The 19,285-nt window shown below is 73.8% G+C and carries 18 protein-coding genes; 8 read left to right on the top strand and 10 right to left on the bottom strand.

What is annotated here, in order from left to right:
- Positions 1–6 precede the first annotated feature (6 nt).
- The 7 genes from OHA81_RS28965 (at position 7) to OHA81_RS28935 (ending at position 5,700) form a co-directional block, all read left to right on the top strand.
- Positions 7–1,473 carry an aminotransferase class I/II-fold pyridoxal phosphate-dependent enzyme gene (locus OHA81_RS28965; RefSeq protein ID WP_329200740.1) on the top strand — a complete coding sequence of 489 codons (1,467 nt, stop codon included), beginning with the start codon at positions 7–9 and terminating at the stop codon, positions 1,471–1,473.
- Positions 1,474–1,554: 81 nt separating this feature from the next.
- Entirely contained in the window at positions 1,555–2,349 is a 795-nt protein-coding gene (locus OHA81_RS28960; protein ID WP_329200738.1) for an SDR family NAD(P)-dependent oxidoreductase, read from the top strand.
- Positions 2,350–2,600: 251 nt separating this feature from the next.
- Complete coding sequence (locus OHA81_RS28955) at positions 2,601–3,305, top strand: nucleotidyltransferase family protein (RefSeq protein ID WP_329200736.1); 705 nt, start codon at positions 2,601–2,603, stop codon at positions 3,303–3,305.
- Positions 3,306–3,342: 37 nt separating this feature from the next.
- Positions 3,343–3,606 carry a hypothetical protein gene (locus OHA81_RS28950; RefSeq protein WP_329200735.1) on the top strand — a complete coding sequence of 88 codons (264 nt, stop codon included), beginning with the start codon at positions 3,343–3,345 and terminating at the stop codon, positions 3,604–3,606.
- Positions 3,603–4,343, top strand: a complete 741-nt coding sequence (locus OHA81_RS28945; RefSeq protein ID WP_329200732.1) for a metallophosphoesterase family protein — start codon at positions 3,603–3,605, stop codon at positions 4,341–4,343. Before OHA81_RS28950 ends, OHA81_RS28945 begins: the two co-directional genes overlap by 4 nt.
- 118 nt (positions 4,344–4,461) lie before the next feature.
- Positions 4,462–4,761 carry a DUF6479 family protein gene (locus tag OHA81_RS28940; RefSeq protein ID WP_329200730.1) on the top strand — a complete coding sequence of 100 codons (300 nt, stop codon included), beginning with the start codon at positions 4,462–4,464 and terminating at the stop codon, positions 4,759–4,761.
- A gap of 99 nt (positions 4,762–4,860) precedes the next feature.
- A complete protein-coding gene (locus OHA81_RS28935) occupies positions 4,861–5,700 on the top strand; it encodes an alpha/beta fold hydrolase (protein WP_329200728.1) in 840 nt (279 codons plus the stop codon).
- Here OHA81_RS28935 and OHA81_RS28930 read toward each other — a convergent pair.
- The 4 genes from OHA81_RS28930 to OHA81_RS28915 all read right to left on the bottom strand — a co-directional run bounded on the left by OHA81_RS28930 (position 5,645) and on the right by OHA81_RS28915 (position 9,200).
- The gene (locus OHA81_RS28930; RefSeq protein ID WP_329200726.1) at positions 5,645–6,379 is read right to left on the bottom strand and encodes an SOS response-associated peptidase; all 735 of its coding nucleotides are present in this window, start codon (positions 6,377–6,379) and stop codon (positions 5,645–5,647) included. The genes OHA81_RS28935 and OHA81_RS28930 overlap by 56 nt on opposite strands.
- 62 nt (positions 6,380–6,441) lie before the next feature.
- The gene (locus OHA81_RS28925) at positions 6,442–6,963 is read right to left on the bottom strand and encodes a SixA phosphatase family protein (RefSeq protein WP_329200724.1); all 522 of its coding nucleotides are present in this window, start codon (positions 6,961–6,963) and stop codon (positions 6,442–6,444) included.
- Between the two features lie 395 nt (positions 6,964–7,358).
- Entirely contained in the window at positions 7,359–8,246 is an 888-nt protein-coding gene (locus OHA81_RS28920; RefSeq protein WP_329200722.1) for a DUF72 domain-containing protein, read from the bottom strand.
- Positions 8,247–8,273: 27 nt separating this feature from the next.
- Positions 8,274–9,200: a LysR family transcriptional regulator gene (locus OHA81_RS28915; RefSeq protein ID WP_329200721.1), complete on the bottom strand. Its 927-nt coding sequence runs from the start codon at positions 9,198–9,200 to the stop codon at positions 8,274–8,276.
- A 124-nt stretch (positions 9,201–9,324) separates the two neighbouring features.
- On the opposite strand from OHA81_RS28915, the gene OHA81_RS28910 reads away from it, so the two are divergent.
- The gene (locus OHA81_RS28910) at positions 9,325–10,356 is read left to right on the top strand and encodes a YncE family protein (protein WP_329200719.1); all 1,032 of its coding nucleotides are present in this window, start codon (positions 9,325–9,327) and stop codon (positions 10,354–10,356) included.
- Positions 10,357–10,415: 59 nt separating this feature from the next.
- On the opposite strand, the gene OHA81_RS28905 is transcribed toward OHA81_RS28910, so the two are convergent.
- From OHA81_RS28905 to OHA81_RS28880, 6 genes are all read right to left on the bottom strand, one after another.
- Positions 10,416–12,812: an excinuclease ABC subunit UvrA gene (locus OHA81_RS28905; RefSeq protein WP_329200718.1), complete on the bottom strand. Its 2,397-nt coding sequence runs from the start codon at positions 12,810–12,812 to the stop codon at positions 10,416–10,418.
- A gap of 318 nt (positions 12,813–13,130) precedes the next feature.
- On the bottom strand, positions 13,131–14,369 hold the full coding sequence (locus OHA81_RS28900) for an alkaline phosphatase family protein (protein ID WP_329200717.1): 1,239 nt from the start codon (positions 14,367–14,369) through the stop codon (positions 13,131–13,133).
- Positions 14,370–14,407: 38 nt separating this feature from the next.
- The gene (locus OHA81_RS28895; RefSeq protein WP_329200716.1) at positions 14,408–15,322 is read right to left on the bottom strand and encodes a galactokinase; all 915 of its coding nucleotides are present in this window, start codon (positions 15,320–15,322) and stop codon (positions 14,408–14,410) included.
- Positions 15,319–17,196: a class I SAM-dependent methyltransferase gene (locus OHA81_RS28890; RefSeq protein ID WP_329200714.1), complete on the bottom strand. Its 1,878-nt coding sequence runs from the start codon at positions 17,194–17,196 to the stop codon at positions 15,319–15,321. The genes OHA81_RS28895 and OHA81_RS28890 overlap by 4 nt, the downstream gene beginning before the upstream one ends.
- On the bottom strand, positions 17,193–18,446 hold the full coding sequence (locus OHA81_RS28885; protein WP_329200712.1) for a glycosyltransferase: 1,254 nt from the start codon (positions 18,444–18,446) through the stop codon (positions 17,193–17,195). The genes OHA81_RS28890 and OHA81_RS28885 overlap by 4 nt, the downstream gene beginning before the upstream one ends.
- On the bottom strand, positions 18,443–19,285 hold the full coding sequence (locus OHA81_RS28880; RefSeq protein WP_329200711.1) for an alpha/beta fold hydrolase: 843 nt from the start codon (positions 19,283–19,285) through the stop codon (positions 18,443–18,445). Before OHA81_RS28880 ends, OHA81_RS28885 begins: the two co-directional genes overlap by 4 nt.

Raw genomic sequence — 19,285 nt, 5'->3', positions numbered from 1 at the left:
GCCCGCATGGACCAGTCAGAAGCCCCCGTTCTCGACGCCCTCGCGGCCTATCACGCGAGCGGCCAGACCCCGTTCACACCCCCCGGGCACAAGCAGGCGCGCGGCGCGGATCCCCGGGTCCGCGCGGTTCTGGGCGACGCGGTGTTCGTCTCCGACGTCCTGGCGACCAGCGGGCTCGACGACCGCACCTCATCGCACGGCGTACTGGAGCGTGCGCAGCAGCTCATGGCGGACGCCGTCGGGGCGGATCACGCCTTCTTCTCCACCTGCGGCAGCTCGCTGTCGGTCAAGTCCGCCATGCTGTCGGTGGCCGGGCCGCACGAGGAGCTGCTGGTGGGCCGTGACGCCCACAAGTCCGTGGTGTCGGGGCTCATCCTCTCCGGCATCCGGCCGGTGTGGGTGGAGCCCAGCTGGGACGCCGAGCGCCACCTCGCCCACCCGCCGTCCGCCGAGGCGTTCGCCGCCGCCTTCGCCGCGCACCCGGACGCCAAGGGCGCCCTGGTCACCGGCCCCACCCCGTACGGCACCTCCAGCGACCTGGCGGCTATCGCGCGGGTCTGCCACGAGCACGGGAAGCCGCTGATCGTGGACGAGGCGTGGGGGGCGCACCTGCCGTTCCACCCGGACCTGCCGACCTGGGCCATGGACGCCGGAGCCGACGTGTGCGTCACCTCCGTGCACAAGATGGGCTCGGGGCTGGAACAGGGATCGGTGTTCCACCTCCAGGGTGATCTCGTTCGGCCGGAGGTGCTCAAGAGCCGCGAAGACCTGCTGGGGACCACGAGCCCCTCGGTCCTGATCTACGCCGCCCTGGACGGCTGGCGCCGGCAGATGGTCGAGCACGGCAGGGCCCTGTACGACGACGCGCTGGCGCTGGCGGAGTCGGTCCGCAAGCGGATCGACGGGATCGACGGCATGCACGTGCACGGCCGCGAGGACTTCTGCGGTCCGGGCCTGGCGTTCGACCTCGACCCCCTCCAGATCATCATCGACATCACCGAGCTCGGGACGACGGGCTACCGGGCCGCCGACTGGCTGCGCGAGCACCGGCAGATCAACCTGCACCTGTCCGACCACCGCCGGATCAGCGCCCAGCTGACGCACGCCGACGGGCAGGACACCGCGGACCGGCTCCTGGACGCGCTGCGGGACCTGGTCGCCCACGCGGACGAGCTGCGCCCGGCCCGCCGGGTGGACGTCCCGGACCCGGCCGGAATGCGCATGGAGTCCGCCGCGCTGCCCCGCGACGCCTTCTTCGGTCCGGCCGAGCAGGTACCGCTGGAACGGGCCGTGGGCCGGATCTCGGCGGAGATGCTGACCCCGTACCCGCCCGGCATCCCCGTGGTGGTGCCCGGGGACCGCCTGACGCACGAGGTGCTGCAGTACCTCCGGACGGGCGTAGAGGCGGGCATGGTCGTGCCGGACGCCGCCGACAGCGAGGTCAGGAGCGTCCGGGTGGCCGCCGAGTCCTGACGGGCGGGGCGTATCGGCGCGGGCGGGGCGTATCGGTGGGGCTGGGGCGTATCGGCACGGGCGACGGGTAGCCGCAGCGACATGGACACCCATCGCCCTCTGGCCGTCATCACCGGCGCCTCCAGCGGCATCGGCCTCGAACTCGCCCGCGTATGCGCCGGACACGGGTACGACCTGCTCGTCACCGCCGAGGACGGGGGCCTCGCCCTCGCCGCGGAGGAACTGCGCGAGCAGGGCACCGACGTCACCGCCGTGCGCGCCGACCTCGCCCTCTACGACGGGGTCGAAACGCTCTGCCGAGCGATCTCCGGCACCGGCCGCCCGGTGAGCGCGCTCGCCCTCAACGCGGGCGTCGGAAGCGGCGGCGCCTTCCTGGACACCGACCTCTCGGACGACGCCCGCGTCATCGACCTGAACGTCACCGCCACCGTCCACCTGGCCAAACGTCTGCTGCCGGAGATGGTCGCCCGCGGGAGCGGGCGGGTGCTGATCACCTCGTCGATCGCCTCCACGATGCCCGGCCCCTACCAGGCGGTGTACAACGCGTCGAAGTCCTTCCTCCAGTCGTTCAGCCAGGCCCTGGCCGACGAGCTCAAGGGCACCGGCGTCACCGTCACCTCCCTGATGCCCGGCGCCACCGCCACGGACTTCTTCCGGCGGGCCCACATGCTCGACACCCGCGTCGGGCGCGCCAAGAAGGACAACCCCGCCCTGGTGGCCGAGCAGGGGTTCCGGGCGATGACGGAGGGCCGGCAGAAGATCGTCGCCGGTTCGGTGAAGACGAAGCTCCAGGGCGCCGTGGCCAACCGCGTCCTGCCCGACCGGGTGAAGGCCCTGATGCACCACCGTATGGCAGAGCCGGGAGGCGGCCGCTGAACGAATGGTCCGCGACGCAGCGGGCACCCGTCCTTCACCGGTGGAACCCGGTCGGCGGACGACCAGCGAGAAACCGGTGGAGAACCGGCGAAGGACGAGCACCGGCGAACGAGAACCGGCGGGACGACGAGCCCGCGCGCCGCGTCACCAAGTGGAATATCGTGCGCGGTGAGGACTGACTGCCGGCCTCCGCGGCTGCGGACACCCCGCGGCCGCTCAGGAACGAGCCAGTGGACGAGTGAGTGATTGCCGTGAGCCACTCTGCGAAGAACCGTTCTGCCCGACCCGAGGGTGAGGCCACCCTCTCGGACCTGCGCGGCCCCGCCCAGAGCGACGGACCGCTGCCGCACGACCACACGCAGGCCATTCTGGAGACCACGAAACGGGTCGCGGCGCTGCTGAAGGCGTCGGGTCAGCCGTTCGCGCTGGCCGGGAGCGTGGCCGCGTTCGCGCACGGCCTGCCGCCGCGCTTCCAGCACGACACCGACTTCTGTGTCATCCGTGAGGACGCCGAGACCGTGATCAAGGCGCTGGAGGAGGGCGGGATCTCCATGCGTCGGGCTCCCGAGGACTGGCTGGTCAAGGGCCGCTCGGGCGGCGAGGAGATCGACCTCATCTTCGAGCTCGCCCGTCGTCCGGTGAGCCGGGAACTGCTGGACCGCGCGGTGGTGCTGCCCGTGGACTCGGTGTGGATGCCGGTCCTGTCCCCCACCGACCTCATGGACAGCCGGCTCGCCGCACTGTGCGAGCACTACTGCGACTTCGGCGACCTGCTGCCGATGGCCCGGATGCTGCGCGAGCAGATCGACTGGGACCGCATGTTCCGGGCCCATCAGGACGCTCCCCTGGCGGACGCGTTCTTCTACCTGCTCGAACGGCTGCGGGTCATCGCACCGAGGAAGGACGTGGACCACATGAACGGCGCGGAACTCATGAGTCCGGCGAGGGCCCGGTAAGCGAGCCGCAGCGAGTCGGAGCGAGGGGACAACCCGTATGAACGGTATGAACACCGCCGAGCTGATCGAGTACCGCATCCAGCACCTGCGGGACCGGCTGGCCCGCGAGGACATCGCCGAGCTGGGCGTACGGATCGAGATGCACGGGGCCACCGCGCACCTCTCGGGCAGCGTGACCAGCGCCGACTGCCGGGCGGAGGTCCTGCGCATCGCCGGGGAGGAACTGGCCGGCGTGGCCTGGCACCAGGACGTGACGGTGAACTGCGCGGCGCCGCCCGACCACTCGGAAGAGCTGTCATGATCCGCGTCGCGGCCGTCGGGGACATCCACCTCGGACCGGGCAGCGAGGGAACGCTGAGGCCGGCCTTCGAGACCCTCGGCGCCCATGCGGACTTGTTGCTGCTCGCCGGTGACCTCACCCGGCACGGCACTGCCGAAGAGGCACGCGTCGTCGCCCACGAAGTGGCGGGGCTGCCCGTGCCGGTGGCCGCCGTGCTGGGCAACCACGACTACCAGAGCGACCAGGAGGCCGCCGTCGCCGAGGAACTCGCCCGGGTGGGGGTGCACGTGCTGGAAGGCGACGGCGTGGTCCTCGACATCGCCGGCACGAAAGTCGGCGTCGCCGGCACCAAGGGCTTCTGCGGCGGCTTCGCAGGCCGCTGTGCCAGCGATTTCGGCGAACCCGAGATGAAGTCCTTCGTCCAGTACACCCGTCGCAGCGCCAACAGCCTGCGGGAGTCCCTGCACGAACTGCGCGGCTCCGACTGCGACATCAGGATCGCGCTCACGCACTTCTCGCCCGTCGAGGACACCCTTGCGGGGGAACCGAGGGAGATCTACCCCTTCCTCGGCAGCTACCTGCTGGCGGAGGCCGTCGACGACGCGGGCGCCGACCTCGCCATCCACGGGCACGCCCACGCCGGCAAGGAGCACGGGATGACCGCCGGGGGGATCCGGGTGCGCAACGTCGCGATGCCCGTCATCGACCGGGCCTTCGCCGTCTACCACCTCTCCCCCAACGGGCACACCCGGCACTGAGCGTGCCGCTCTCGCCGTTTCACCCGCCGTGCGCCGGGCAGCCGCGACGGGGACAAGAGGACGTCCGCACCGGGCCGTAGGCGGCCCGGTGCGGCGCCCCGGGAAAGGAAACGGCTCCATGATGAACTCGGCCACCGCGCTCGCGATGAGCGCTTCGGGAACCGCCTTCGCCTCGACGGTAGGCGTGATCGTCGTCGTCGTGCTGATCGGCGCGGTGTGGTGGGGCATGAAACGCCGCGCCGCCGAGCCGAAGCCGCCCGCCGCGGCCGAGCAGCCCCGTCGCCCGGCGGACGCCGGGCGCAGCGAGGAGCGGCGCGAGGCCCAAGCCCAGACGTTCCCCACGGACGGCAGCCGCCGCACGGCGCACGACCTCCAGGGCTACGGCAACTTCGGCTCCCCCGAGGACGAGCGGTCCTGACCGGGCGGTCCTGACGGGCGGTCCTGACCGGGCGGCCTGGCGCGAGCTGCCTTGCGGCAGCGACCCGACACGAGCGGCCTGACACGAGGAGGCCCGGCGATGGACGCGACCGGCCGCGAAGGCCGCTTCCGGCACCGCGGCGCCGAACTCGTGTACGACGACTACGGCGCGGGTCCGCTCGCCGTGTACGCGCACGGCGGCTTCGTCAGCCAGGCGGTCGAGGACCGGATGGGCCTGTTCGACTGGGCGCCACTCCTGCGGGCGGGGCGGCGCCTGGTCCGGTACGACGCCCGGGGCCACGGTCGGTCCACGGGCGGCGCCGTGGACACCGACTACACGTACGACAGCCTCGCGGAGGACCTGCTGGCCCTCCTCGGGCACCTGGGCGCCTCCGGGCCCGCCGACGCCCTGGGCTCCTCGATGGGCTGCGCCACCGTACTGCACGCCGCCGTCCGGGCGCCGGAGCGGTTCTCCGCGCTGGTGCTGCTGATCCCGCCCACCGCGTGGACGACGCGTCAGGCGCACGCGCGGGCCGACAGGGCCGCCGCCGAGACCGTCGAGCGGCAGGGGGTGGGCGCCTGGCTCGCCGGGAGGCAGGAGCGGCCGCCCCCGCGGGTGGTGGCCGATGTCCCCGGGTTCCCGCCGACACCGCCGGAGCGGATCCTCCCGGCGGTCCTGCGGGGGCTCGCGCTCTCCGATCTGCCCGCACCCGCCTCGCTCGCCGCGCTGCGCCTGCCGGCCCTGGTCCTCGCCTGGGAGGGCGACCCCGGCCATCCGCTGTCGACGGCGCGGACCCTGGCCCGCTCACTGCCCGGAGCGGAGCTCCACGTCTCCCGTACCCGCGCCGACGTCGGCACGTGGGGTGAGCGGGCGGCCTCGTTCCTCACCGGGCCGGGGCGTCCTGCAGGAGGTGGGGGCCGTTGTTCCGGACGCTGTTGACCTCGGTGGACACCGCCCGTACCGCGAGCCGGCCGTCGGCCGGCGTGTGCAGCAGGGCACGCAGGGCGTTGACGTCCTGGTGGGCGGGGTCGAGCCAGGCCTCGTAGTCCGCGGGGTCCAGTGCCAGGGGCATCCGGGGGTGGATGCGGCCGGCCGCGTCCGCGGCCTCGGTGGTGATGACGGTCGCCGTCGTGAGCCAGGCCGCCGGATCGTCGTCGTCGGCGACGCTGCGGTCCCGCCAGAACTCGTACAACCCGGCCATGGCCATCACCGACGCGTCCTCGGGACGGATGAAGTAGGGCTGCTTGTAGGTCTTCCCGTCGTTCCCGGTCCGCTCGGTCTGCCACTCGTAGAAGCCGTCCGCCGGCATCAGGCACCGCCGCTTGGCGAGGGCCCGGCGGAAGGCCGGCTTCTCGTGGACCGTCTCCACCCGGGCGTTGATCATCCGGGCGCCGACGCCCGGATCCTTGGCCCAGGACGGGACCAGCCCCCAGCGCACGGCGCGCAGCCTGCGCTCCACGGCGTGCGTGGCGCGGTCCTTGCGTTCGACGACGGCCCAGACCGGGTCGGTGGGAGCGACGTTCCAGCTCGGGGCGAGCGTCTCGCGCGGGTCCCAGCGGGCTTCGAAGAGGCCGGCCAGGTCGGCGGGGGCGCGGGTGGATGCGTAACGGCCACACATGCACCCACTGTGCCACCCGCGGCACCGTCGCGCGGCTTCCGCCGCGTCGCACCGCTCCTCGTTCAGTCGTCGCCCGGTGCCCAGAAGGCGGCCAGACGGGCCGCCCCCGGCGCCACGTCGTCCCAGCCTCCCTTCACGGCCAGTACGGCGACGGCGGAGGTCGGGAAGGCCGCCCCGAGGCGTTGCACGAGCTTCTTCGGGCCTGTGCCGCACAGGCTCCTGGCGACTTCGCGGATGGCCGGGTTGTGCCCGACCAGCACGAGGCCGTGCACCTCGGCCGCGGCCTCCGCGACGACGGCGAGCAGGTCGTGCGCCTCGGCTTCGTAGAGCCGGGCCTGGTAGAGGGTGGGGGGCGGCTCGCTCAGCAGGGGCAGCATCAGCTGCCAGGTCTGGCGGGCCCGCCGGGCCGAGGAGCACAGAGCCAGGTCCACGCCGTATCCGGACCGCTCCAGCCAGTTGCCCGCACGCGGCGCGTCGTGGCAGCCCCGGTCGGCCAGGCCGCGCTCGAAGTCCTCGGTGACGTCCTTGGGTACCGCCTTGGCATGCCGGACCAGCACGATCCGGCGTTCACCCTGTTCCGGCACGGTCCGCTCCTCCCGCCTGCGTCGGCCACACGGAGGCCGCGTCGTGACCCGGGCGCTGAGCCGGCACGCGGGCGCGGTGGTTCGGAGAGGGGTGCGCGCCCGTGGCCGGGCCCGGCGGCCGGGAGGCCGCTCGCGCTACCAGCCGCCGTTTCCAGGATAGGCCGCACCGCCCGACCTCGCGGGGCGCGCGCCGCTGATCCCGCGGGTCGCCGTGGGCCGTGCCCGCGGCATCCTGAGGGTGCTCGTGCCGCGCGGTGCCGGTGCCGCGGGCCGTCCGCTCGCGCACGCGGCCCGGGCACCGGGGACCGGTGCGGCCGGGACCCGTCCGGGCGGCAGGACCGTTCCGCCTCCGTGCGCGGGTTTCCCGCCGGACCCGGTGGCGCCGGGAAACCGGCTCAAGACGGCACCCGGTCAGCCGACCCGTCCGCCCGCTCGGGCCGGCCCAGCAGGTTCCGCATGGTCTCCGCGGCCCGTACGGCGGCGTCGCCGCAGCAGTTGTTGAACAGGACGTGCAGCTGCTCGACCCGGTCCGCGAGGCTGCGCAGGCGCGGCAGCCATTCGCGCAACTCGCCCTCCGTGTAGGTGTGGCGGAAGCGGTCCTCCTTGCTGCCGGTGCCCCAGGCGCGGCTGCGGCCGTGGAAGCGGACCACCCCGAGCTTCGAGGACGTGACCGGCGTGACCGGCGGTATGGAGGTGGGCAGCGCCCGGGCCGTGTCCACGGCCACGGCGGTGGCGTCCAGGTCCCGCAACAGGGCGGCGGTGCGCTCCCGCCCGCCCTCGCGCCACCAGTCGGGGTGGCGGAACTCCACCGCCACCGGCCACTCGGGCGCCCGCTTCCGGATGCGGTGCAAGGCGGTCTCCGCCCGCTCCCCCGGGACGAACCAGGGCGGGAACTGGAACAGTACGGCGCCCAGCCGGCCCGTCTCCGCGAGCGGGCGCAGGGCCGCGCCGAAACGGTGCCAGACCTCGTCGAGGAGCTCCGGGTCGCCGCTGTCGTGGCCCCGCAGGTCGGCGGGCAGGGCGGCCTTGCGGGTCGGGTGGCCGGTGAGGAGGGAGAAGGCCTTGACGTCGAAGCGGAAGCCGGGCGGGGTGCGTTCGGCCCAGAGCATGCTGTTGCGCACGCTGGGGAGCGCGTAGTAGCCGGCGTCGACCTCCACGACGGGGAACCGTTCGGCGTAGTGCCGCAATCGCCCCTCCGGATCGCGCCGCCCCGGCGGGTACCACCCGCTGCCCACAAGTGCCTTGTCCGTCCAGGAACACGTACCGACCAACAACTCGCCCATCCCGGCCGTCCTTTCGTCGCGGCCCGTCTACCCCGAAAAGCCGCCGGCCCGCCAGCTTTCCCGGACCCGGTCACGGAGCCAGCCGTGCCCGGGGTCGGCGTCGTTGCGCGGGTGCCACGCCATGCCGAGGGCGACGGGCGGCAGTTCCAGCGGCACTTCGAACGTGTGCAGGCCCAGCAGTTCGTGAGGGCGGGACGGGGCGCAGGCCGGGGTGAGGCAGACCAGGTCGCTCTCCCGGCACAGGAAGAGCGCGGCGCTCCAGGACGGTACGACGGCGACCACCGGGCGGCTCAGCCCGAGTTCGCCCAGCCTGTCGTCCACGGGGCCGCGGACCCGGCCCTGGCGGGACACCCCGACGTGATCGGCGGCGGCGAAGGCCCGGGCGGTGACCGTCTTGCGGCGTGCCAGGGGGTGTCCGGCGCGCACGGCGGCCAGGAGGCGGGTCCGGCCCAGGGATTCGATCCGGGTCTCCGGATCGGGGTGGCCGATGACGCCGATTTCGAGATCGAGCCGGCCCTCGCGCAGGGCGGGTGTACCTTCCAGGGCCTCCGGCATGAAGCGCAGGGTGACTCCGGGGGCCTGGTCCACGACGGCGCGCACGAGCCGGGGGGCGAGTCCGGGCAGCAGCATCTCGCCTGCCTGGACGGTGAATTCGCGGGTCAGTCGCGCCGGGTCGGTGACGGGCTCGGGTACCAGGAGGGCGTGTGCCTGATGGACGAGGGCGCGGACGCGCGGTCGCAGTTCGACGGCGCGCGGGGTGGGGACGAGCTCCCGTCCGGCGCGTACGAGCACGGGATCGCGCAGGACCGTGCGGATGCGGCCGAGGGTGCGGCTCATGGCGGGCGCGGACACGTGCAGGCGCGCGGCGGCCCCGGTGACGCTCCCCTCCTCCAGCAGCGCGTCGAGGGCGACCAGCAGGTTGAGGTCCAGCTGCCGTTCGGGTCCGTCCCGCACTGTGTCTCCCGTCACTCGAAGGGCCGTGCGGCTCGGGCACGGCCAGCACGTTTGCGTTGCATGCAATCACACCTTGCCACAAGTGCACTGGAGTTAATCGTCCGGCCGGTCCAGGCTCTGGTCCATGACACGGACAACGAACGACGTACTCGCCGTGGCGAGCCAGAGCGGCCCCACGGTCACCTTCTTCGACGCGGTGGACTTCCGCCGGCTCGAAGTGATCGAAGTCCCCAGCGAACCGCACGAGTTGTGCTTCGACCCGGTACGGCGGCGGCTGTACGCCACGATCACCTACCGCTCCGGCTACTACCACGCCAACACCGGGCGGGCCCATGAGCTGGTGGTCATCGATCCCGACCGGCGCCGGATCCTCGACGTCGTCGACCTGGCGCCGGAACGCGCGCCGCACGGCATCGCCCTGGACCCCTCGGGCGGCCTGCTGTGGGTGAGCGTCGAGGCGCACGGCGACGAGGAGGGCGCCCTGGTGGCGCTCGACGCGGACTCCCTGGAGCCCGTACGCCGGCTGCCCGTGGGGGCGCCCGGCCCGCACTGGTTCACGCTCACTCCGGACGGGAGCCGTGCGTACAGCGCGAACAAGGAGGCGCCGTTCCTCTCGGTCCTCGACATCGGCTCGGGTACGCCGGCCGGCCGGATCGCGGTGCCGGGGAGCGAGGGAATCGCGGCCTCGCGCGACGGACGGTACGTGTACGCGGCCGCCCCCAAGGGGGACTTGACCGTCACGGGCCCGCAGCCCGGGGCCGGGGTCCGGGTGATCGACACGGCCACCGGCGCCGTGGTGCGGACCCACCGCACGGACGGCCCCGTCTTCCCCGTGCACGTCACCGCCACGGATCTCGTCCTGGCCGGTGAGCTGCGCATGCGGGCGGGCGGCGCGGCGCTCGGCGAGCAGGCCCCGGGGCTCTTGCACGTGTACGGCAAGGACGGCGAGGACCTCGGCAGTGTGGAGGTCGGCGCCTTTCCCCTGACGATCACCTCGTCGCCCGACGGCCGCTACGGCTACGTCGCGGCCGTCTCGTCCAGCACGGTGACGGTGGTGGACCTGCCGCGCAGGCAGACGGTGGCGACCTTGCACGTCGAGCGCGCGGGCGAACCGGGCGCCCACGGCCTGGCCTACATCCCCTCCCCCGCCGTCTGACGCCCTTCGCACGTCGAGGTCGACGAAGGGCGCCGGTGGCCGGGCGGGTGGAAAGGCGGTCAGCTGCCGACGTACGCGGCGAGGTGCCGGCCGGTGAGGGTGGAGCGGGCGGCGACGAGGTCGGCCGGTGTGCCCTCGAAGACGATCCGGCCGCCGTCGTGGCCGGCTCCGGGACCGAGGTCGATGATCCAGTCGGCGTGCGCCATGACCGCCTGGTGGTGCTCGACCACGATGACGGACTTGCCCGAGTCCACGAGCCGGTCGAGCAGGCCGAGCAGCTGCTCGACGTCGGCGAGGTGCAGTCCGGCTGTCGGCTCGTCGAGGACGTAGACACCGCCCTTGTCGGCCATGTGCGTGGCCAGCTTGAGCCGCTGCCGCTCGCCGCCGGAGAGGGTGGTGAGCGGCTGTCCGATGGTCAGGTAGCCGAGCCCGACGTCGGCGAGCCGTTCGAGGATGCGGTGGGCGGCCGGGGTGCGTGCCTCGCCGTCGCCGAAGAACTCCGCGGCCTCGGTCACCGGCATCGCGAGGACCTCGCTGATGTCGCGGCCGCCGAGGCGGTACTCCAGTACCGACGCCTGGAAGCGCTTGCCCTCGCACTCCTCGCAGGTGGTGGCGACGCCCGCCATCATGGCGAGGTCGGTGTAGACGACGCCGGCCCCGTTGCAGGTGGGGCAGGCGCCCTCGGAGTTGGAACTGAACAGGGCCGGCTTCACGCCGTTGGCCTTGGCGAACGCCTTGCGGACCGGGTCGAGCAGGCCGGTGTACGTCGCCGGGTTGCTGCGCCGGGAGCCGCGGATCGCGCCCTGGTCGACCGACACCACACCCGCCCCCGCGGCTCCCCCGCCCTTGACGAGCGAGCCGTGCACGAGCGAGCTCTTGCCGGAGCCGGCGACGCCGGTGACGACGGCCAGCACCCCCAGCGGGATGTCGACGTCGACGCCCCGCAGGTTGTGCGTCGTCGCGCCGCGGACCTCCAGGGCGCCGGTGGGGGTCCGCGGCTTTTCCTTGAGGGCGGCCCGGTCGTCGAAATGCCGGCCGGTGACGGTGCCCGCGCCGCGCAGCCCCTCGACGGTGCCCTCGAAGCAGACGGTGCCGCCTGCGGTTCCGGCGCCGGGACCGAGGTCGACGACGTGGTCGGCGATCGCGATCGTCTCCGGCTTGTGCTCCACGACGAGCACCGTGTTGCCCTTGTCCCGCAGCCTCAGCAGCAGGTCGTTCATCCGCTGGATGTCGTGCGGGTGCAGGCCCGTGGTGGGCTCGTCGAACACGTAGGTCACGTCGGTCAGCGAGGAGCCGAGGTGGCGGATCATCTTGACGCGCTGCGCCTCGCCGCCCGAGAGCGTGCCCGACGGACGGTCGAGCGAGAGGTAGCCGAGGCCGATCTCCCCGAAGGAGTCGAGGGTCTGCCGCAGCGCGTCGAGCAGCGGCCCCACCGACGGCTCTTCGAGGCCCCGGACCCAGTCGGCGAGGTCGCTGATCTGCATGGCGCAGGCGTCGGCGATGCTGATCCCCCCGATCTTCGAGGACCGGGCGCCCTCGCTGAGGCGGGTGCCGTCGCATGCGGGGCAGGTGGTGAAGGTGACCGCCCGGTCCACGAACTCCCGGATGTGCGGCTGCATCGACTCCTTGTCCTTGGAGAGCATCGACTTCTGGACCCGCGGGATCAGTCCCTCGTAGGTCATGTTGATGCCCGCGATCTTCATCCGGGTCGGCTCGTGGTGGAGGAAGTCGTGCAGTTCCCTCTTGGTGTACGAGCGGATCGGCTTGTCCGGGTCGAGGAGGCCGGACTCCTTGTAGAGCCGCATGTTCCAGCCGTCGGAGCCGTAGCCGGGGATGGTGACGGCGCCCTCGGAGAGCGACTTGGTGTCGTCGTAGAGCTGGGCGAGGTCGAGGTCGGAGACGGTGCCGCGGCCCTCGCACCGGGGGCACATGCCACCGGTGCGGTTGAAGGTGGCCTTCACCGCCTTCTTGGCGCCGCGCTCGACGGTGATCGCACCGCTCGCCCGGACGGAGGGGACGTTGAAGGCGTAGGCGCCGGGCGGGCCGATGTGCGGCTGTCCGAGCCGGCTGAACAGGATGCGGAGCATGGCGTTGGCGTCGGTGGCGGTACCGACGGTGGAGCGTGGGTCACCGCCCATGCGCTGCTGGTCCACGGTGATCACGGTCGTCAGCCCGTCGAGTACGTCGACCTCGGGCCGCGCCAGCGTCGGCATGAAGCCCTGGACGAAGGCGCTGTACGTCTCGTTGATCAGCCGCTGCGACTCGGCGGCGATCGTGCTGAAGACCAGGGAGCTCTTGCCCGATCCGGAGACGCCCGTGAACACCGTCAGCCGGCGCTTGGGGATCTCGATGCTGACGTCCTTGAGGTTGTTCTCGCGGGCGCCGTGCACGCGGATCACGTCATGGGTGTCGGCAGCGTGCAGCGTGGGCGACTGCGTGTCCGTCCTCGTGGCCATGCTCGTCGTTTCTCCGTCCTCGCGACCGGCCGTAGCGCAACCGGTGTCCATGCGGGCCACGCTACGGCCGACGGACGGGTTTGGCTTCTCCATTCCTGCCCGGTCACGGACACGACGAAAAGGCCCCGGTCTCCATGAGGAGGCCGGGGCCTTGATCGAGCGCTGGGCAGGCCTTGCACCTGCATCCCCCCACGGGAAGTGGGGTGTCTTTCCTTGGACCACCAACGCGTGCCCCGCGGACCGCTTTTCGCGGCCCCGAGCTCAAGGTCAACTATAGCGCAGGACCGGCGGTGGTCATGTCCGGCCGCGGGTGTGTCGTCAGAACCAGTTGACGGTGAGGGGGAACGCGGCGGTGACGGTCACTCCCGCGGCATCGGTGGCGGTGGCGGTGATCCGGACCGTGGCGACGGACCACGGCCTGCCGCTGATCCGGCCGGTGCCGGGGTCGGCGGTCAGGCCGAAAGGGAGGCCCGTGGCGGCGTAGCGGATCGGGGCCTTGCCGCCGGTCGCGGTGAGCTGGATGGTGCAGGACTGGTTGAACTTGCAGGTCTGCGGTCCGGGGTCGGCCAGCCTCAGGTCACCGGTGGTGGGGGTGGGAGTCGGGGTCGGCGTAGGGGTGGGGGTCGGGATCGGGCCGGTGGTGAACACTTCCGTGATGGGCTGGGCATTGGCCGCGTTGCCCGCGTGTGCCGGCGAGCCGAACAGGTCCTCGAGGGTCCGCAGCAGGTGGTGGTGGTTGTAGGCGGTGGTGTACGTGCCCGTCTTGACGTTCGCTCCGTAGAAGACGGTGGCGATCTGGTTGGAGCCCAGGTAGTTGTCCTCGTCCCAGGTCAGGACCAGCAGGCTGTTGTTGCTCTTGGCCCACTGCGCGTAGGCGTCGAGGTTGTCCTTCGTCCAGGTGTCACCCGTACCGACGGCACAGTCGTGCATGTCGTTGCACAGGTTGGGCACGACGAACGACAGGTTCGGCAGGGCCGCGAAGTCGTTGCGGGGGAACTGCGTCCAGGTCTTGCCGGTGTTCAGCGGCACGTTCTTGAAGGCGAACCACGGGTTGTGCTTCTGCGCGTACTTGCCGCTCGTGCAGGCCGTGGAACCCTCGCTCGGCAGGTCTTCGTTGTACGTCGCGAAGGTCTTGCCGGCCGCGATCAGCTCCTGGCCGAGGTTGGGGGCCGTCATCGACTGCGGGGTGAAGCAGCTGTCCCCCGTGATGCCCTGGGTGCCTCCGGAGAAGAGGTTGAAGTAGTTCGGCTGGCTGGGATGGGTCAGTGCCTTCATGCCGGTCAGGCTCGCTCCGCCGGTCGCGAGCTGGTTGATGTACGGGGCGCTCGCGTTGCCGATGATCTCGCCGTACTGCTTGTTCTCGAACACGGCGACCACCACGTGGTCGTACGAGGGCAGGGCCGCCGCGGCGGCCGGACCGGCGTCGGCGCCGCGCTCGGCGGCCTGGGAGCCGGCCACGGTGAAGGCGGCCAGCAGGCCGACCGCACCGAGGGCGGCCACGAGCGCGGAGCGCCGGGCCCCGCGTCTGGCGGCCGTCTTGGGCGAGGGTGTGGGCATGGGTGTTCCTCCTGGTGAAGGTGGAGACGGTCGGGGTGTCACTCCTCGCGCCGGGCCGCGCCGGACACGGTGATGTTCAGGAACCGCGGTACGGGCCGTCCGCGTCCGCGGAAGCCCTCGGCGACCGCGGCCCGGGCCCCCGCCACTCGTGACTCGGGCAGCAGCACCAGTGCGCTCCGGCCGGGCCGCCGCCCGGGCTGCCAGGCGCTCAGGGCCCCGGCCCGGCGGGTGAGGTCCACGGCCCGGGCCAGCTCCGCGGGCCGGTCCGCCGGGTCCCCGCGCACGGCCAGCAGCACCAGCCGCGCGCCCGAGGCGGCCGGGTCGAAGGAGACGTAGCGCCGGCGCCGCCGGTCCGCCGGGACCGGGTCCAGCAGCGCCCGGCCGCGCCGGGCGAAGAGGACGGCCCGGCGCAGGGCGTCGTCCCCGTCGGGCAGGGCCTCGGCCAGCACCCGGGCCGTGCCGGACCGGTCCGGGGGCCGGCCCGGGCCGGTGTGGGCGTCGGCCACCGCCAGGGCGATCGCGCACTCGGCGGGCTCGGCGGTGGCGAGTCCGGCGGCCGCGGTGAGCGAGCCCTGCACGTGCAGGTCGCTCCCGCCGCGGCCGATGCCGGCCGACGCCAGCGCCCGTAGCACCGCGTACGGGCGCACGGCCCAGTCGGGGGCGGCGGGCGGCGGCCCGGACGGGGTCAGCGGCAGGTCGCAGCTGTCGGCGGGGTGGGCGAGGGAGCTGAGCCGGACCAGCCCGTCGTCACGCGGGGCGGCGGCTGCGGCCGTGGGCCAGCCGGCCGCCGCGACGAGTCCGGGCGAGCCGAGGTGGAAGGCGTACGGGGCGCTCCACACCGCGGTCGGGGGCCGCCCGTGCGCGGCCTCCAGGGCGTAGGCGACCAGCCGGAACAGCGGGTCGGCGGTGGTCCGCCGGGCCAGGTCGAACGGCGCCGGGGCCGGGCCCCTCACGGGACGTCCTTGCGGGCGAGGAGGCGGTAGGCGTTGCCGCCGTCGGTGCGGTGGGCCGCGGCCGTGCGCACCGCGTCGACGGCCGCGGCTGCGGCGAAGAACGGGAGGGAGGCGGCCCGCACGGCCGTGGCGAGGGCCCGCGCGCGGGGCGTGGACGGCGGCGCCCAGGGCCGGTCGGGGTCCGGGGCCAGGCGGGTCACGGTGAGCGCCACCGCGCCGAAGAAGTCGTTGCCCTGGTGGGCCGGGCCGTGTTCCTCGGCCAGGACTTCGAACCCGCGGCAGGCCAGCGCCTCGCGCAGGTTCCGGGCCGGGATCAGGTGCTGGTGCTGCGGCTGGAACCAGGGCAGCCACATCGGGCCCAGGAGGTCCGCCATGCGGGACTGGGGGTCCGGGAGCTCGATGGTCAGGTGGCCGCCGGGGGCGAGGACGGCGGCCGCCGCGTCGAGTTCGGCGAGCGGGTCCCGGGTGTGCTCCAGGTAGTGGTACATGCTGACGACCTCGTACTGGCCCGCCAGCTTCGACGCGAACTCCGGGAACTGCCCCTGGTACCCGGTCTCCACCCAGCCCCGGCGCTCCGCCTCGCGGACGCCGTCGCCCATGTCCAGGCCGTCGAACCGGGTACGGGGCCAGACGGCCCGGGCGGCGTTGCAGAAGTGGCCGTGGCCCGTTCCCACGTCCAGCCACGACCGGGGCTCGGCGTGGGTGAGGAGCATTTCGGCGCGCGCCCGGTAGGCCGCGCCGAGGCGTCCGAACACGGTGCCGGCGCCCTCGCCGCCGCGCCCGTCGTAGAAGTCCCGGTAGTAGAACTCCAGCCCCTCGATGGTCAGCCGGGGGTTCTGGAACACGTGCGCGCAGTCCCCGCACTGTTCCAGGGTGAACCGGCCGGGCTTCGCCTGGAGCAGGTCCGGGACCTCGACCCGGACCGAGAGCCGCCCAGATCCGCACCACGGGCAGTCCGGGCGGCGCGGTTCGAGGAACCGGTCGGTGCCGGCGGCCAGGTCGGCCCGGTAGGCGGCGGCGCGGGCGGGGTCCTGCGCCCCGCCCCGGTCGCGGGCGGCCGCAGCGGCGGTACCCAGGGCGGCGGCGAGGGAGCGGGCCGGCCGGGCGGCCGTGGAGCGGGCCAGGTCGTGGGGGCGCAGTGGGGAGCCGGGCCCGCCGAGCGCGAGGTACGGCTGCAGCCAGTACAGCCCGGCCGCGGCGGCGGCCCACGGGCCCTGGCGTACGGCGGCGCCCGCGAGCAGCGCCAGCCCGCCCAGCTGGGCGGCCGCGAGCGCCCCCGGGGGCAGGCCCTGTGCCCGCAGCTCGGCGGCGCGCGCCGCCCCGGAGCCTGCGCCCCAGGGGGCCGTTGCGGGCCGGCCGCAGCTGAGCGCCGGGGCGATGGCCAGCCCGGTTGCGCCGGCCGCGTACTCCTTCACCCGGCGGGTGAGCGTGAGGAGTTCCGCGGGGGTCGGGCGGGACGGGCCGCTTTCCACCCCGGCCCGCGCGAGCACCTCCTGCGTGACGAGCAGGGCGTGCCCGGCCCCGCGCCCCTCGCCGAGCCGGTCCTCCCGGTAGCGGGCCGGGTCCACCAGCCGCAGCAGTCCGAGCGCCCGCTCGGCGTCCAGGTCCCCCGGCAGCAGGTCCAGCACCCTCAGCCCCTCGCGCTCGGCGTACGCGCAGGCGCTCAGGAACGTGGCGGTGTCGGGCTCGACGCCCCGGGCGGTGAGCAGCCGCCACCCCGCTGGGCGCGGCATGTCACCGGCCGCCGCGGGCGGGACCAGCGGCAGCACGGGCAGGGCCCGCAGCCGTCGACGGGTGCGCACGGTGCCCGCGGCGAGCACGGTGAGCAGCGCTGCCGGAACCCACCGGACGTGCGGGAACGGGGGTGGCGTCATATCAGCTTCTCCAACCGGTCGGCCGCGGCGGCGGCGCCGCCCGCAGCGGCGAATGAGGCCTGGATCCGCCGGGCCTCCCGGCGGGGGCCGGGCTCGTCCAGCACGGCCGTGAGCGCATCGCGCAGTTCCCCGGCCCGGGTCCGGCCGAACCGCACCCGGACGCCGGCGCCGGCCTCGACGACCTGCCGGGCCACGATCGGCTGGTCGTCCCGGATCGGTGCGACCACCAGCGGCAGTCCGTGCGCGAGGGCCTCGCACACGGTGTTGTGCCCGCCGTGGCACACCACGGCGTCCAGGTGCGGCAGCAGCTCCAGCTGGGGGACCCGCTCCTGGTGCAGCACGTGGCCGGGCGGATCCCCCAGGAGGGCGGCCGGGGCGGCCACGACGAACTGCGCGTGCGCGGCCAGTTGGCGGGCGGCTCCCAGTACCTCGCGGTAGAAGCGGGCCCCCGCCTCCTGGTTGAGGGTGCCCAGCGACACCAGGACGCGTCGCCGCGCCGGGTCCAGCCGCTGCCAGGGGAAGCCGGGAGCGGCCGGACGGGCGCCGAGCGCCGGTCCGACGAAGGCGTAGTGCGGCGGGAAGCCGTGTGTGTCCCCGAGGAGTTCGGGTGTGGAGAAGACGAGTACGAGCCGGTCGGAGAACCGGGGGTCCCAGCCGTCTGCCTCCCCGGCGGCGTCCCCGAACTCCGCGAGCACGCCCCCGATCTGCCCGGCCACCCACTCGCCCACCTTCGGGAAGTCGGCGAAGGGCCGGGTGAGTTCCGCCGAGGTGCTGGCGGAGGTGACCCACGGGACGCCGAGCCGGCGGGCGACGAGCGGACCCGCCAGGGCCTGCTGGTCGGCGACCAGCACGTCCGGCTCGAACGCGCGCACCGCCAGGGTCACCCCGGGCACCATGGCGCGGGCGAGCGGCACCAGGGCCTCCTCCCAGAGGAAGCGCAGCGCCGCGACCCCGCGCAGATCGCGCCAGCGCTCGTGCAGGGCGGTGTAGGCGGTGCGCGCGCCGGCCGCGGTCGCGGTACCGCCTTCCGCGGCCGTCCCGCCTGCACCTGCGCCTACGCCTACGCCCTCGCCTGTGCCTTCCCCTTCACCGGCGGGCAGGATCCGGGCCCGGGCGGGCAGCAGGGCGGCCAGGGCCGGGGCCGGTCCGGTCCAGGCGACGTCGTGGCCCCGGGCGATCAGTTCGGCGCCGACGGCCACGGTGGGATTGACGTGCCCTGCCAGTGGCGGGACCGTGAAGAGCACCCTCATCGGATCAGAGCTCCCGGCCGTCGAGTGCGCGCGGCGAGGTCGGCCGTCGCGTCGAGGTGCGCGAGTACGGCCTTGCGCAGGGTTCCGCTGCTCTCCTTCAACACGTCGTGGCCCAGGCCCGGGAGGATCTCGATGGAGGCGGCGCGCGGGACGTGGCGAAGGAGTTCCCTCGCACCGGGCACGAGCTCGGAATGTTCACCGCAGACGATCAGCACGGGGCAGCGCAGCCGGGCGTAGTCGGCCGGGGTGAAGGTGCGGCTCCCGGTGATGTCGTCGATCAGCGAGGTCCGGTTGAGGAGTTCGTCGGCGATGGCCGTGAGGTTGGCGGCCTTGCGCAGGCGCAGGGTGAGCAGTTCGGCGGGGACCGGGGTGTCCTCCAGGCTGAGTGCGGCGGCCGACAGGGTGTCCAGCATGTTCTCCACCCAGGCCCCGCTGAGCGGGGGTTCGAGGAGGGTGAGCCCTGCGACGAGGTCGGGCCGGGTCAGGGCGGCGTGCAGCGCGAGGGTGCCGCCGTAGCTGTTGCCGACCAGGTGGACGGGGCGCCTGGCGAGGCCCAGCGCGCCGAGCAGCGTGAAGAGGTCCCGTACGGCGGTGCGGGTGTCGTAGCCGGTGGCCGGGCGCTCGGTGCGGCCGTGGCCGCGCAGGTCGTAGAGGACGGTCTCGTGTCCGGCGCGGGCCGCCGGCAGGGCGAGGGGGCAGTAGAAGGAGGACAGGTTGTCGACGACCAGCCCGTGGAGGAACACGACGACCGGGGCGCCGGGACGGCCGGGGCCCGGGGTCCCGCCGGCCGGGAGCCGCTGGACGTGGAAGCGGAGCGCGCCCGCTTGGACGAAGGCCAT

This window comes from Streptomyces sp. NBC_00667, from assembly GCF_036226825.1.
Taxonomy (GTDB): Bacteria; Actinomycetota; Actinomycetes; order Streptomycetales; family Streptomycetaceae; genus Streptomyces.
This window is presented reverse-complemented; position numbering and strand designations above follow the sequence as displayed.

What these genes read in the sequence shown, in the direction of transcription:
- OHA81_RS28940 (WP_329200730.1), top strand. Translation starts at nt 4,462, where the DNA reads ATGATGAACTCGGCCACCGCGCTCGCGATGAGCGCTTCGGGAACCGCC.
- OHA81_RS28950 (WP_329200735.1), top strand. Translation starts at nt 3,343, where the DNA reads ATGAACGGTATGAACACCGCCGAGCTGATCGAGTACCGCATCCAGCAC.
- OHA81_RS28965 (WP_329200740.1), top strand. Translation starts at nt 7, where the DNA reads ATGGACCAGTCAGAAGCCCCCGTTCTCGACGCCCTCGCGGCCTATCAC.
- OHA81_RS28960 (WP_329200738.1), top strand. Translation starts at nt 1,555, where the DNA reads ATGGACACCCATCGCCCTCTGGCCGTCATCACCGGCGCCTCCAGCGGC.
- OHA81_RS28910 (WP_329200719.1), top strand. Translation starts at nt 9,325, where the DNA reads ATGACACGGACAACGAACGACGTACTCGCCGTGGCGAGCCAGAGCGGC.
- OHA81_RS28885 (WP_329200712.1), bottom strand. Translation starts at nt 18,446, where the DNA reads ATGAGGGTGCTCTTCACGGTCCCGCCACTGGCAGGGCACGTCAATCCC.
- OHA81_RS28890 (WP_329200714.1), bottom strand. Translation starts at nt 17,196, where the DNA reads ATGACGCCACCCCCGTTCCCGCACGTCCGGTGGGTTCCGGCAGCGCTG.
- OHA81_RS28935 (WP_329200728.1), top strand. Translation starts at nt 4,861, where the DNA reads ATGGACGCGACCGGCCGCGAAGGCCGCTTCCGGCACCGCGGCGCCGAA.
- OHA81_RS28920 (WP_329200722.1), bottom strand. Translation starts at nt 8,246, where the DNA reads ATGGGCGAGTTGTTGGTCGGTACGTGTTCCTGGACGGACAAGGCACTT.
- OHA81_RS28930 (WP_329200726.1), bottom strand. Translation starts at nt 6,379, where the DNA reads ATGTGTGGCCGTTACGCATCCACCCGCGCCCCCGCCGACCTGGCCGGC.
- OHA81_RS28945 (WP_329200732.1), top strand. Translation starts at nt 3,603, where the DNA reads ATGATCCGCGTCGCGGCCGTCGGGGACATCCACCTCGGACCGGGCAGC.
- OHA81_RS28880 (WP_329200711.1), bottom strand. Translation starts at nt 19,285, where the DNA reads ATGGCCTTCGTCCAAGCGGGCGCGCTCCGCTTCCACGTCCAGCGGCTC.
- OHA81_RS28900 (WP_329200717.1), bottom strand. Translation starts at nt 14,369, where the DNA reads ATGCCCACACCCTCGCCCAAGACGGCCGCCAGACGCGGGGCCCGGCGC.
- OHA81_RS28905 (WP_329200718.1), bottom strand. Translation starts at nt 12,812, where the DNA reads ATGGCCACGAGGACGGACACGCAGTCGCCCACGCTGCACGCTGCCGAC.